17 protein-coding genes and 1 tRNA gene are annotated in these 13,419 nt (G+C 40.7%); 14 read left to right on the top strand and 4 right to left on the bottom strand.

What is annotated here, in order from left to right; translation table 11 throughout:
• Positions 1-157: 157 nt before the first annotated feature.
• Complete coding sequence (locus NOS7107_RS24735) at positions 158-1,537, top strand: cytochrome P450 (protein WP_015115676.1); 1,380 nt, start codon at positions 158-160, stop codon at positions 1,535-1,537.
• A gap of 51 nt (positions 1,538-1,588) precedes the next feature.
• Here NOS7107_RS24735 and NOS7107_RS24730 read toward each other — a convergent pair whose 3' ends face one another.
• A complete protein-coding gene (locus NOS7107_RS24730) occupies positions 1,589-2,242 on the bottom strand; it encodes a hypothetical protein (protein WP_015115675.1) in 654 nt (217 codons plus the stop codon).
• A gap of 360 nt (positions 2,243-2,602) precedes the next feature.
• Here NOS7107_RS24730 and NOS7107_RS24725 point away from each other — a divergent pair, with 360 nt between their 5' ends.
• From NOS7107_RS24725 to NOS7107_RS24715, 3 genes are all read left to right on the top strand, one after another.
• Positions 2,603-2,809 carry a hypothetical protein gene (locus tag NOS7107_RS24725; RefSeq protein WP_015115674.1) on the top strand — a complete coding sequence of 69 codons (207 nt, stop codon included), beginning with the start codon at positions 2,603-2,605 and terminating at the stop codon, positions 2,807-2,809.
• A 141-nt stretch (positions 2,810-2,950) separates the two neighbouring features.
• Positions 2,951-4,717, top strand: coding sequence for an arginine--tRNA ligase (gene argS, locus NOS7107_RS24720; protein WP_015115673.1), 1,767 nt, complete (start codon positions 2,951-2,953; stop codon positions 4,715-4,717).
• A gap of 268 nt (positions 4,718-4,985) precedes the next feature.
• Entirely contained in the window at positions 4,986-6,620 is a 1,635-nt protein-coding gene (locus NOS7107_RS24715; RefSeq protein ID WP_015115672.1) for a serine/threonine protein kinase, read from the top strand.
• Between the two features lie 5 nt (positions 6,621-6,625).
• Here NOS7107_RS24715 and NOS7107_RS24710 read toward each other — a convergent pair whose 3' ends face one another.
• Positions 6,626-6,835, bottom strand: coding sequence for a capsule biosynthesis protein (locus tag NOS7107_RS24710; protein WP_157374135.1), 210 nt, complete (start codon positions 6,833-6,835; stop codon positions 6,626-6,628).
• 172 nt (positions 6,836-7,007) lie between these two features.
• Here NOS7107_RS24710 and NOS7107_RS24705 point away from each other — a divergent pair, with 172 nt between their 5' ends.
• Complete coding sequence (locus NOS7107_RS24705; RefSeq protein ID WP_015115670.1) at positions 7,008-7,226, top strand: hypothetical protein; 219 nt, start codon at positions 7,008-7,010, stop codon at positions 7,224-7,226.
• Positions 7,227-7,235: 9 nt separating this feature from the next.
• Here NOS7107_RS24705 and NOS7107_RS24700 read toward each other — a convergent pair.
• A tRNA-Ser gene (locus NOS7107_RS24700) sits at positions 7,236-7,322 on the bottom strand.
• 33 nt (positions 7,323-7,355) lie between these two features.
• Between NOS7107_RS24700 and NOS7107_RS28825 the strand changes: the two genes are divergently transcribed.
• On the top strand, positions 7,356-7,547 hold the full coding sequence (locus NOS7107_RS28825; protein WP_015115669.1) for a hypothetical protein: 192 nt from the start codon (positions 7,356-7,358) through the stop codon (positions 7,545-7,547).
• 44 nt (positions 7,548-7,591) lie between these two features.
• On the opposite strand, the gene NOS7107_RS24695 is transcribed toward NOS7107_RS28825, so the two are convergent.
• A complete protein-coding gene (locus tag NOS7107_RS24695) occupies positions 7,592-7,789 on the bottom strand; it encodes a hypothetical protein (protein WP_015115668.1) in 198 nt (65 codons plus the stop codon).
• 288 nt (positions 7,790-8,077) lie between these two features.
• Between NOS7107_RS24695 and NOS7107_RS24690 the strand changes: the two genes are divergently transcribed.
• The 8 genes from NOS7107_RS24690 (at position 8,078) to NOS7107_RS24660 (ending at position 13,200) form a co-directional block, all read left to right on the top strand.
• Complete coding sequence (locus NOS7107_RS24690) at positions 8,078-9,013, top strand: ParM/StbA family protein (RefSeq protein ID WP_015115667.1); 936 nt, start codon at positions 8,078-8,080, stop codon at positions 9,011-9,013.
• 4 nt (positions 9,014-9,017) lie between these two features.
• Positions 9,018-9,443 carry a hypothetical protein gene (locus NOS7107_RS24685; protein WP_015115666.1) on the top strand — a complete coding sequence of 142 codons (426 nt, stop codon included), beginning with the start codon at positions 9,018-9,020 and terminating at the stop codon, positions 9,441-9,443.
• Complete coding sequence (locus NOS7107_RS29090; protein ID WP_015115665.1) at positions 9,440-9,604, top strand: hypothetical protein; 165 nt, start codon at positions 9,440-9,442, stop codon at positions 9,602-9,604. Before NOS7107_RS24685 ends, NOS7107_RS29090 begins: the two co-directional genes overlap by 4 nt.
• A 47-nt stretch (positions 9,605-9,651) precedes the next feature.
• Positions 9,652-9,948 carry a hypothetical protein gene (locus NOS7107_RS24680; RefSeq protein ID WP_015115664.1) on the top strand — a complete coding sequence of 99 codons (297 nt, stop codon included), beginning with the start codon at positions 9,652-9,654 and terminating at the stop codon, positions 9,946-9,948.
• A 146-nt stretch (positions 9,949-10,094) separates the two neighbouring features.
• Positions 10,095-10,274 carry a hypothetical protein gene (locus NOS7107_RS24675; RefSeq protein ID WP_044500322.1) on the top strand — a complete coding sequence of 60 codons (180 nt, stop codon included), beginning with the start codon at positions 10,095-10,097 and terminating at the stop codon, positions 10,272-10,274.
• Entirely contained in the window at positions 10,271-10,681 is a 411-nt protein-coding gene (locus NOS7107_RS24670) for a hypothetical protein (RefSeq protein WP_015115663.1), read from the top strand. The genes NOS7107_RS24675 and NOS7107_RS24670 overlap by 4 nt, the downstream gene beginning before the upstream one ends.
• Positions 10,678-11,379: a hypothetical protein gene (locus NOS7107_RS24665; protein ID WP_015115662.1), complete on the top strand. Its 702-nt coding sequence runs from the start codon at positions 10,678-10,680 to the stop codon at positions 11,377-11,379. Before NOS7107_RS24670 ends, NOS7107_RS24665 begins: the two co-directional genes overlap by 4 nt.
• A 69-nt stretch (positions 11,380-11,448) precedes the next feature.
• On the top strand, positions 11,449-13,200 hold the full coding sequence (locus NOS7107_RS24660) for a hypothetical protein (RefSeq protein WP_015115661.1): 1,752 nt from the start codon (positions 11,449-11,451) through the stop codon (positions 13,198-13,200).
• Positions 13,201-13,419 lie beyond the last annotated feature (219 nt).

Raw genomic sequence — 13,419 nt, 5'->3', positions numbered from 1 at the left:
TGAGTGTGACTTCTATAAATCCATCTGTCGTAATTCTTTGTTCAAATTGCTCTGGCTTTCTTTCCTGCCATACAAGAATATACCGCTTTGTGTGACCCGCATTATCAGAAAAACTCGCCACAATAAAAATAGTTTTGATAAATGCTGGCAAGATTTTATGACAGTAACTAACAGTTTGCCCGATGGGCCTAGAGTCCCGTACTGGCTGCGAATTATTAAGTTTATTTTTCGGCCAATAGAATATGTTGAAGATTTTGCCAAAGTTTACGGTGACAACTTTACGGTTTGGCGCAAAGGCGATAATCATTTGGTGTATTTCAGTCATCCCCAAGCATTAGAGCAGATTTTCACTGCTGATGCTAGTCACTTTGCGACTGGTGGCGGAGGAGGCATTTTAAAATATTTGCTTGGGGATAATTCCTTGATTTTACTAGATGGCGATCGCCACCAACGCCAACGTCAATTACTCACACCACCTTTTCATGGTGAAAGAATGCGGGCTTACGGTCAAGCTATCCAGGAAATTACCCAACAAGTTAGCAATGAATGGGTGATAGGTAAGCCCTTTAACATCCGCGCTTCTATGCAGGAAATTACCATGCGCGTCATTTTGCGGGTGGTGTTTGGTGTGGATGAAGGAAGCAAGTATCAACAACTGCGCCAATTACTCAGTTCTGTCTTAGACCTGATCAGTTCTTCCCGGATGTCCGCCGCCTTATTTTTTCAGTTTATGCAACGTGATTGGGGTACATGGAGTCCTTGGGGAAAGTTTTTAAGCCAACTCCAACAAATTGATCAACTAATTTACTCGTTGATTCAAGAACGTCGTGCCGAATCTGGTCAGAATCGTCAAGATATTCTCAGTTTACTGATTTCGGCTCATTATGATGATGGCAAGCCGATGTCAGATGCAGAATTACGCGATGAATTAATGACAATGTTAGTTGCGGGACATGAAACCACAGCTTCCGCCTTGACTTGGGCTTTGTACTGGATTGACTGTTTACCAGAAGTCCGCGAAAAATTACTCCAAGAATTGCATACCTTGGGAGTTCACTCTGAACCAAGTAATATTGCCAAATTGCCTTATTTGACAGCAGTTTGCCAAGAAACTTTGCGAATTTATCCAATTGTGATGAATGGTTTTGTGAGGGTTGTAAAATCCCCAATTGAAATTATGGGTTACAAATTGCCCAAAGGAACACTTATCATCCCCACTATTTATTTAGCGCACCATCGAGAAGCAGTTTATCCACAGCCCAACTTATTTAAACCGGAACGCTTTTTAGAAAGACAATTTTCTCAATACGAATATTTACCCTTTGGTGGTGGAAATCGTCGTTGTATTGGTTTGGCCTTTGCTCAGTATGAAATGAAAATTGCCCTAGCAACAATTTTGTCTCAGTTTCAAGTATCTCTCATTAACAAACGCCCAGTACGTCCAGTGCGCCGTGGTCTGACTTTAGCCGCACCAGCCGGGTTGCAGATGGTAGCAACACCGCAAGTCAAGCAGGCGAATACACCTGTGGAAGTATAAATTTACTAAGCAAATAGGCATATTGATTTCTCATTTTGCCTAATTGCTTGCTCAATTTTTTTTACAAGCAAGTTGTTGAATTTCTGCTTGCAAATTAGCTCTAGCAGATTGTTCTGCCATCTCAAACATCAGAGGCGTAAAATATATATGCTGTCGCTGCAAAAATTTTTCTAGTACTTGTTTGCGACCTTTGGTATATTCAGCTTCTGTTACCCAAGCGTATTCTTGACGGATAGCGTGAGCATATTTTTGATAATCAACTGGGTTAGCCGCTAAAATTGCTAAATCAGCATCTAATAAAATGTGACTATCAATATCGTCAATAGCCGCTTGGTGGTGTTTTGTGTTGAGAATGAGACGCTGAATAATTGTGATTTGACTGATAGGAATTGCCAAATTAGTTAATAACTGACAAGCATATTCTGCACTTCTGGCTTCGTTGTCGTTAGCGTGAGTATCATAAACCACATCATGAAACCAAGCGGCAAGTTGTACAGTAGGTAAATTTTGGGTATAGACTTGCAAAGTCTGAATGTTATTCAGAACATGATGAATATGTTGCAGTGTATGGTAATAACGGCCAACAGTACAATATGCCGCAACTAATTGAGTAAAAGTTGCGGTAATTTTGCATTGGTCAACGCCAAAAAATTGTAGTGTGTGTTGCCAGTGATTAAATAAGATATCTGTTTTCTTATTTCCCACTACCTACTTCCTATTTCTGACTGTTAGTTAACTAAGAAGATAACGCCTCCCAGTTAATTACAGCAGGTTTTGTTGCTTGGCGATCGCACCTGAGTTTAATTTAAAGTTTTTAATATTGCGGTTGAGCTTCCGTTGCTGGCGGAGTTTGATCAGAAGCTTCTGGTTCAGGGTTTCGGGGTAGTATTAGCTTGCGGCGAGCGAAAAATTTAGATGAATCGTCCCAACAAACTTGAATCCTGACTCCCAGTCTCAATGAACAACTTTTCTACATCAGCCCAATGATGAATGATTTTTCAGCTTTGCTAGTATTCTAAAATGACCAAATGCCTTGTTAATGTATAGCTTTTGAAAGGACACTCCATGACTATTTGGGTAAATGAGCAAATTGATCCATCGGGTATGATTTATGCCTGTATTGCCTGTTGTAATGAGTCTCAAGCCAAAGATTGTCATGAGTCCTTTGCAAATAATTTGACTGAGAAACAAAAAGCCGCCGGTTGGACAGCAATATTACGGATAGTTGATTCTTGGGATGAAGTACCAGTTAATGCCTTGAAACTCGATTAATGCTTTGAGATTAGCTCTTAGAGGCTGGTGAGAGTACCTGATGAATTAATAACTGCGATATTTTAAGGTTAAAATAATCAGGCTTCTGAGATATCCCACTCTCAGCAGCCATATTTTGCCTGTCACAGATAACATTTATATATGAATGCTACACAAGAACAATTAAAAATCAAATTTGAGCAGGCAATGATGGCTGCTTTTGGTGATGAATACGCCACAGTAGACCCTATTTTAGTGCCTGCGGGTAATCCGAAATTTGGCGATTATCAAGCAAACGTAGCCTTATCGCTAAGTAAAAAATTAGGACAGCAACCCAGAGCGATCGCCTCTGCTATAGTCGAAAAGTTAGATGTCTCGCAAATCTGCGAACCACCAGAAATTGCTGGACCTGGTTTTATCAACCTCAGACTTAAAACAGCCTACCTACAAGCACAACTCCAGGCGATTTACCCAGACTCCCGGTTAGGGGTTCCCCAAGCGAAAACACCACAGCAAGAAATTGTTGATTTTTCCAGTCCGAATATTGCCAAAGAAATGCACGTCGGACATTTGCGTTCCACAATTATTGGTGATTCCATCGCCCGAATTTTGGAATTTCGCGGACATGATGTTTTACGGTTAAATCATGTGGGTGATTGGGGTACGCAATTTGGAATGCTCATTACTTACCTGCGCGAAGTTTACCCCCAAGCTTTAACCACCGCCAACGCTTTAGATATCGGCGATTTAGTCAGCTTTTACCGCCAAGCTAAACAGCGATTTGATGCTGATGAAACCTTCCAAGAAACAGCACGCCAAGAAGTTGTGAAGTTACAAGCAGGTGCAGCAGACACCCTTCATGCTTGGAAACTGCTGTGTGAACAATCCCGCAAAGAATTTCAAGTTATTTATGACTTGCTAGATATCCATTTAAATGAGCGAGGAGAATCTTTTTATAACCCATTGCTACCCGCAATTGTGGAAGATTTAGCAAAATCTGGCTTACTGGTAGAAAACCAAGGTGCAAAAGTTGTTTTCTTAGAAGGGTATACCAATAGAGAAGGTGAACCTTTACCTTTAATCGTCAAAAAATCTGATGGTGGTTACAACTACGCTACAACAGATTTAGCCGCCTTACGCTACCGCATTCAAAAAGATGCAGCAAAACGCATCATTTATGTGACTGATGCGGGACAAAGCAATCACTTTGCTCAATTTTTCCAAGTCGCACGCAAAGCTGGCTGGATTCCAGATGATGTGGAATTAGTTCATGTTCCCTTTGGTTTGGTGTTAGGGGAAGATGGAAAAAGAATCAAAACTCGTGCTGGAGAAAGTGTAAGATTGCGAGATTTGCTCGATGAAGCAATTATCCGCGCTCGTACTGATTTAGAACAGAGATTACAAGAAGATAATCGTACTGAAACAGCAGATTTTATTGCTAATGTTGCCCAAGTGATTGGTATTAGTGCAGTTAAATATGCCGACTTGAGTCAAAACCGCACCAGTAACTACATCTTTAGCTATAACAAAATGCTGGATCTCAAAGGCAATACCGCGCCTTATATGCTTTATGCTTATGCACGGATTCAAGGTATTAGCCGTAAGGGTGGCATTAACTTTGAACAATTGGGAGATAATGCTCAAGTCATATTAGAGCATGAAACAGAATTTGCCCTAGCAAAGTATTTACTACAATTAGGTGAAGTTGTGAGTACTGTGGAACAAGACTTGTTACCCAATCGTTTATGTGAATATCTATACGAATTGAGTAAAAAGTTTAATGTATTCTACGATCGCAATCACGGTGTTCGTGTACTAGATGCAGAAGAACCACAACGTACATCCCGCTTGGTTTTATGTGATTTAACCGCCAGAACCTTAAAACTAGGACTGTCTTTATTAGGAATTCAAGTATTGGAAAGAATGTAGGTTAGAAAGGGAGTAGGGAGTAGGACATAAACTTTGTTAATGTTTTGCAGAAAAAGGACGTTTTCAAAGCATAAATGTCCACAGCCGTAAAATTTTCACTTTCTGCCTCCTGCCTTCTTCTTCACCTTCACTTAATTTTCAAGATGCAATGTGTGAGCCTACTGTATCATGAAAAAGACCAAGCTGTAGCTATGATGGGGAGGCTTTCTCAATTCGAGAGCCATTTATCTGCTCATTCAGGATTCAGGACTCAAAACGCAAAACGTCTATGTTAGCAGGCAAAATTTTGCAGGGTGGAAAATATACCCTCACCCAAGAAATCGGACACGGTGGCTTTGGTATTACGTTTAAGGCTACGCATCACTACTTAGGTCAAGATGTAGTGATGAAGACTATTAACGAACGCTTGCGGCAACATCAAGATTTTGCCAAGTTCGAGCGCCAATTCCAAGATGAAGCCAGAAGACTAGCTACTTGTCTCCATCCCAATATTGTACGGGTCAGCGACTTTTTTATTGAAGAAGGGCTACCGTATATGGTGATGGAATATATTCCTGGGGAAACTTTAGGTAATGCTTTTGTTCTACCAGGGATACCTTTACCGGAAGCCACAGCCATTCATTACATCCGCCAAATTGGTGCAGCTTTACAGGTAGTCCATAATAATGGTTTGCTGCACCGCGATATTAAACCAGATAATATTATTCTTCGCCAAGGAACTCAAGAGGTAATATTAATTGATTTTGGCATTGCGCGAGAATTTAATAGCGGTGTCAAACAAACTCATACAGGGATAGTTTCGGAAGGCTACGCACCCATTGAACAATACCTAACACAGGCACCGCGCACTCCAGCTACAGATGTGTATGGTTTAGCAGCCACCTTGTATGCTTTGTTAACAGCACAGGTTCCCATGCCAGCATTATTGCGCGATCGCGAAAAAATGGCTTCCCCCAAGGAATTACAACCTCACCTCAGTGCAGCAGTTAATCAAGCTGTGATGCGGGGTATGGCGGTTGATTCGCGCTTTCGTCCATCGACTGTCGCAGAATGGTTACAACTATTGCCTAGTAGTGAAAGCAATGGCATAGTTCCAGGCGTAGCAACTAACATAGTCGCCACAGTTGATTTATCATCCCAGCCAAAACGAGGTGTTTTCGGTAAAAAACACAAGCAAGCGCGTCTAAATCCGATTACAGCATTTACCAAACAACTAGCTGGTTTTCAAGCCTTAATTGCCGTAGGTGTAGCCTTAGTTGCAGCTACCGCAGGTTTTGGCATAACTAGTCTACTTTCCTCAAATACACAGCCAGAATCATCTGCTAAACCACTGTTTACTAACCCAATCACCAAAACAGGGGAAAGCAACACTAATCCCCAAGGTTCACAGTCATCTGTGGAAGAAGCAACTAACATCAACAAAAACACTCAAAATACGGCTGTCACTGAATCAGCCTATATCCCAAAACGCCGCAGAAATACTCGTCCTGCACCTACACCAACAGCAGCAACTAATAGAGAAAATACTTCCACAACTAACTCAGACTCCTCGCCTAAACAAAATCCTGAACAAGCTGCTGTTGCGCCTAATACTTCACCCACACCATCACTAGTAGACAAACTGAGAGCTTACCGTTCTCATCGAGAAGTTAATCGGGAAGGTTCAGCCAAGCGATCGCCTGATAATACTTTACCAGCTACTAGTAATCAAGCTACACCAAATCCATCCAGCAAGCGATCGAATCCTGTAGTGATACCAGTACCACCACCAACCACAGAATCAAAAAGCTCAGATTCTTCGGCTGTAGTTGTTCCAACTATCGAACGTAAGCAAAATTCTTCTAGTGACAATCCATCTTCCAAAGATGAAAAGCCACTAACAGATAGTAATGCTAGTAACTAAGTAGCTTAGGGTCTTAACGTAAAAACGCTATCGTCTGGTGATGATGTAGGCGCAGGGATCATGAATGGTAACATCTCTGGTTCAGCCGTAGTCGCAGCATTGGATGGTTGTAACTGTCCAAAGCGAATGACAATACCAATCCCCAGACCAAAACAAAAGCAAAAACTAATAAAACCAAAGGAAAGTAATTGCATCAATTTTTGGTTTACCATCATGCACTCCTCAAAAGATGGTATTAGTTTACTGCAACAAAATTAAAACAGGGAAATTTTGGGCTAATAGATTAAGGTGCCGCAAAATACTTTTAACGCTATCACCTGTCCGCTGTTCCTTATTATATATGGGTATAAGGTTGTTCAAAATTAATTAGGTTGATGGTAGATAGATATGTTAAAGGGTGATGGTTTTGTATTTCTCACAAAACAAGAGTATGTTTTTAATGTTCTGATGTTAAATGCTGCGCTAAATTCAATGGCGGAAATTTCGGGAACGCCAGTTGAACAAATATTTAACTACATCCGAGAAATGACAAGTGAACAGTATCAACAACTTACGGTGGAACAAATTGAGCAAATAATTGCTGTGAATCAAGAGAAACGAGAATAATTTAATCAACGGAGAGGGGGGGATTTGAACCCCCGAAGAACTTACATCCTTAACGCATTTCGAGTGCGCCGCATTCAACCACTCTGCCACCTCTCCAGGTATTGAGAAATGCGAATATGTTCCTAAGTCATGATAACATCCCGATACGAATCCGCAGGGGTGTTAGTTGGCATTGATAAGACTTTAGCCCTCAATTCAGGCATCACACAATTTACTTTTTTACCTTACCATGATTTAAAATTAACTGCGATCGCTTTATTCGACGCAGTAATTTTTTATCATACCTGTCAATGCGATCGCATCGGCATAGGCTCAAGGTGAGCCTTGGAATGCCAGTGAAATTTTCTTGAGCAACTATGTGAATTTTATTTTCTATAAGGATTAGGGAACTCTTCAGGAAAAGTTTCCCTAATATACAATTCAACAACGTACGCCGCTAAGTTGGCTGTTGGCCTGCCTTCAATATCCGCACGACGTTCCAGAAGTTCATAGACCTTAGCAGGTAAAACTATTGTCGTTCTTCTGGTTTCTGTTTTATCAGGCATATCTATAAAATCAAACATAGTCTAACACTCTATTATTAGCTTTTAACCTTACTTTGTAGAAGATTTACATAGAATTCTATGCTTTAAGCATAATTAAAGCATTAATAAACATTATATGTTTTTTGTTGAACATTAGTTTTAAACATAACAATAAATGTTTTTAGCATAGAATTCTATGCTATAGTATGGGCATAGACGCGGAACGGATAGAAGAAGACGTAACCCTATCCCCCACGTAGCTAACTAAAAAACAAGAGTTAGCAACAGCCAACAACGGCTGCTACTAGCTTTTTAAGGATTTTTGAAGTGATCAATATTTATTGCGCCGACATCGGCAATTATTCCAGCATTACCGCCCTGAGAGGTGAAAAGCCCAAAGTGATGCGCTCAGTACTGGTAGACATGACTGCCACCTCAGCTTCTCGCGGTATTGATAGCGATGATTCGCCCAGCGTCAAACTAGACAACAAATTTTTAGTTTTAGGAGACAGAGCTACTAAACAGAAAAACCCGCAAGCCGCTGCTGAAAGAGGCAAACAGTTACCAGAATTTGTAAAACCTTTCGCCCTAGCAGGTTTACGAGAAGATTTTGAGGGAACTATCAGATTTTTAGTTCCTGACCGCGATCGCATAGAAGAGGAGTCAATTAAAGATTGTTTAATTAACTGCCATCAAGTGACTGTTAATAGCCGGAGTTACAACCACAAAATTAAGAACGTCGAATTTTATCTTGAAACTGATGCGGCTGTTATCCATGCCTATAAATTAGGGAAGCTTGATCCAGACGGTGACACGCTTTGTATTGATATCGGCGGAGGAACTACAAATTACGTCATTATGACTCCACAAACTGAAGTGTTAACCCGTCGTTCAATTCCAAAAGTAGGCGGTGTTTCTTTAGCCAATGACATTATTAACAGTGATTTAATCCAGGACTACGCAAGACAAGATAAATGCGCTTTTAAAGTTGCGAAGATGATGGACGCGATCGCTGACGGTTCTTTAACTTATGGACGCAAATACGATTTTTCCTCAATATTCCCCGGCTTATTAGAGAACTGGTTTAACGGGCTGATGGACGGTATTACTACAGCAGCTAATGATTACTTAGCAGACGTAACCAACATCATGCTGATTGGTGGATGTGCTAATTTAGTCCGTCACAAATTAAGTGCTAAACCTGGGTTTTATATTCCTGTTGACCCTCAACTCTCAAACATTCAAGCATTACTAGCGATGTAATGAGATGCAAGTACGTCTCGCGGCTAAAGTCGCCGCCAAAGTTGAGGGAATCCGCCAATTACTCCATTATCAAACGTTAACTGACACAGTAAATCTGCTTTTGGATGCAATTAAGCACCAATGGGACTTAAAACTCACCAATTTGTCACAGATTGAGACAAAAGATACCCGTGTGAGACTAGATAACCGCCATTTGAGTTGGTTGTCTCAATACGGGGAAGAAAGAGGAATAAATATAGCCTCTGTCACAAATTTATTAATTAGTGAGTATCTGTCTGGAAAATTAACTCAGACAGAAACGAGACAGACAACAGACAGAGAGGCGGACAGACAGCAGACAGAAAAACCTATCCACCAACCTCTAGGCAGACAGCAGACAGCCACAGAAAAGCCCAAGGGGCAAGCATTGATGAGGAGTTTAAAGCTATGAAATCTAAGCGAATAGTGCTGGATGAGAAGCACATCCCAAAGGCAGAAGAAATTATTAGCCAGACAGGAATTAACAATCTTTCACAACTATTTACCATCCTGCTAGTCAATTACGGCGATCGCCTAATCACATCTCTTAAAGGAAGCAGCGAACCTAACTAAACACTCTTTGGCTTATTTACTGCAATTAATTGAAAGGCGTTAAAAAAATGTACCAACCAACCCCCGTAAGTGAAGCATTAACGCAAGAACAAATCCTTCTCAATCAAGCACTGGAATCTCTAAAGACACTCCGCAAAAAACGTAGTAAATGGAGCAGACTTAATTTCTGCCTAAGTACTGGCTCCGAAATTGATCTAAACGATGCCATTGATCTGATTGAAGCCGCACGGGAATTTCTAGACATTGACCCCAAGTTAATTAATTTAAACCCAGATGATTTACCTCCCAGAAGCTGGGAAGCCCAGGTAAATTTTGAACTGCAATTATTTCTTGGGAAGGTTTAACGGACATAAGGATTTTACCAAAATGACGAAACCATTAGGCTATTACTGCGCGCTCACACCGGGAGATGGAAGCTATTTAGACCATTTGCAAAAATACTTATGGCTCCTGTCTTGAAGGTATTAACCGCATTGAAAAACTGCATTTTTTGAAAGCGATAACTGACAACTTAATCGCCGCTGAAATCGCTACACAAGAGCAATATTTATTAGAAGAATCAGCCCAAACAATTCAAAAGCTTCAAGAGAATTTGCACCAGTACACTCCAATAGGCGACCACTTGGGATTAGCAGAAGCAATCATCAACCAACTTAAAACTCAAAAATGAAGTACCAAAAACAAGCCATGTTGGGGTTATTAGGCTTGGGTTTGATTGCTACACCAATGTTTGTTAAATTGCCTCAACAGTTCCAAGCTTTTTACGCTGTGTCGAACTTAGAAGCCAACGAAAGTATTGAACGTTCACGCATAGAACAACGTAAATTAACCAGCGACACACTTAACGAAACTGGTATTTTACCGACAAGCTTAAAACTCAGAATCAGAGGCTATTTGGACAACCCAAGACGTGACCCCAGACCCGACACCAGTTATTACCAAGAAGATGAGCAAGTTTATGTTTATGACTCTTCTGGTCGTTGCATAGGACAGATATCAGAACGCCGATGGCTTTGGAAGTATCACTACAAAAATGTCTGCAAACTGTCACCGGAACTTAAGGAGAGTAAGCAATGAAAAATGCAGAATATAAGCCCCCTACTAATGACTTACAACCAATACCTACAACATCGCTAAAGCCTAATTACATTGAGATTTTGGCACAGTGGATTGTTGATCTTATCGCCTTCCCCATAAGCTTTGTTACCCATATCTTCGCCCAGTTCGTAACGCCAGGATCATCTGGTACAAAAATACTTGGTGCAATGGGATTTTTCACCGGGACGCTATTAAGTACCGATGGCATTTGGCAAACGTTTTTTGGTGGTGTGCCACTTTTCCCTTGGTTCGAGACTACCTGGATAGGTTGGATAGGTTGGTTGCAACTGCCTTTTAATCCTATTTTCTGGCTGTCTTTTGGAATGTCTGCACTAGTCCAAATTATGGAAGCGCGAACTTTAAGAGGTAAAACACCACAGCAAGCTAAGGAAGAATTAGAAGAACATCGTCAGTTTGCTCTAGGTTCAAAACCTAGCGGAGTTATTGATCTAACAACTGCATTATGGGGCGACTATAAACGGGCCGGAATGAAAGAACGCCATTCGGGCGGGTTAATTGCTCTATTCTTCTGGATTTTTGACCTTAGTGCGACGTTTATCAGCCGCAATCCTTTCCGATACACTAATCCCGGTCAGATTCTTGCCTGTTTTGCTTACAACATCGTCAGCATGATGTCTGGGGAAATCGGTTACACAATTTGGAAATTAACCAAGTAATTTGTTCTAATTTAAAACCCTGCACATCACGTTTAGCGGGGTTTTAATATTTATTCAGGAGTTCTATTTATGGAAACATCAATCCCTATTTTAACTACACAGGAAACTGTAAAAATAAGACAAGATTACCCTAGTATTGAGCATTTAGAAGCGGGAAATATTGCTAGTTGGTTAATTGAAAGACAAGACCAATTATTAATTAGAGCTAAGGGCGAACGAGCGGGGATGAATTTAGCTAAGGTAATTACTTTAGCGGGTGCAACTGTTGGCACGGTTTGTTATGCTACTTCGCCTTTAGCAACGATAGGAGCGGCAATCGCGGGACTAGGTTATGTCTGGTCAGTTGTGCAAGATATTACTGATAATCATCAATTTGCCCCACTCCCATTTATTAGAGGGGACTTCCTAGAATTCCTGTCCGCGATGGGTGATTCAGAAGAGAGAGCCAAGTATTTTGCAAGAAAGAATGAATTAGCTGATTTAATGATGCACCTTGAGCCATTAGAGAAGCATGAATTTGCAATGCTTAATACTTACCTACATACTTTGACTGAATATTTAACCCAAGTGGAACAGGGGAAGCGATTTTATGCCTATCGCTGGTTGTCGGGTTGTTTTTCAAAATTTAAAGGGCAGTTCCCTAGTAAAGAAGAATTAGGACAGCATTTAGCTCATGTGGAAGTTTCGCCGCAGATTAATTATCAAATCATGTCAGCGATCGCAGAAACTCAAAAGCAACCTATTTCTCTGCCACAGGTACAAATTATTACTCACAAAGATAATGCGGATAACATAGAACCAAAAACTAAATTTAACTCCTATCAACCACAGGGGGAGTTGAACTTAGTTGAATCATTTACCGACCACATCACAAATAGTCTTATTATTGGACTCCCTGGCAGTGGTAAAGGTTTGTTTACTTCTAACGCTGGCAGAGCGGCTAAGAGAAAACATGAAGGGCTAATAATAGTTGGCTTTGATCCTAAAAATGACTCCAAAGAAACGGGATATTTTGAGGGAATGTGTGATCACCTTTTTAGGGCAGATACTACAGAAATGGAAGTAGGCGAAGTTGTGGAATGGTTCAAAGATTGTTATTCAAAATTCCGCAATATTGCTAGAGAACAAACCCGAAATGGCGGACGGACGCTGGCCATGTTAGATGAAGGGACACAGATTGGTAATAAGTTTGTCAGCGCCAAAGACACGTTCTTAAAAGACCAAATGGTTAGTTTAACTAGCTGCGGTGATTCTAAGGGTTGGAATGTTTGGGCTATCGCCCAAGCTCCACACGTTGGTAATTTAGGATTTGCGGGTGATATTCGCTCTCAACTTACTGTATTAGCTATTCTCAACCAAACAAACATAGGGGCTATCAATAATTGGTGGAAGACTGGCGTACTTGGAGATAAGCAAAGCGATGACTATCTTAAAAAGCTAATAGCTCAGTCTGAAGTTGGTAGATGTTTCTATTTTGGTAAAACCAATAATTGGTATTCCATGCCAAAGCTGCACAATTATTCTGGCTATGACCGCGACAGCAGAAAATTTATTGATACCAATACCGCGATCGCAAAGCTTGAAGGACTATACAATCATTCGCCTGTTGCCACTAAGTTATCGGTTGATGCTGAGAGTTTATTAGGTTTTTTGCAACGCACTGGTAGGAATAAAGCCGTGATTCAGGAAATACAGCCCAACTTTAAAGTTAAGGGCGATCGCTTCTCTGCCGAAGATTTAAAACGATTGTTTAATGAGTTAGTTGAACACGGTCTGTCCGTCTGGCTAGATGCTACGACCATCGAAATCACTCAAAATTAGACAGACGGACAGAATGGACAGAACTAGACAGAATACTTGCTGTATAAGGGACAGACGCGACAGGATAAGAGACAGGCTTAAAACAGCAGACAAAAGCACGACTTGAATTTAAAGCATTGTTATATTTACTCTGCATTTGTAGAAAATGCCAAAATTTTCTATTAACTTGCGAAATTTGGATTTAATTTTTGCAATAAAAAATAAAAATTTAACCTTAAT

Source organism: Nostoc sp. PCC 7107 (assembly GCF_000316625.1).
In the GTDB taxonomy this organism is placed as follows: Bacteria; Cyanobacteriota; Cyanobacteriia; order Cyanobacteriales; family Nostocaceae; genus Nostoc_B.
The sequence above is the reverse complement of the archived record's forward strand: the minus strand, read 5'-3'. Positions and strand labels throughout refer to the sequence as shown.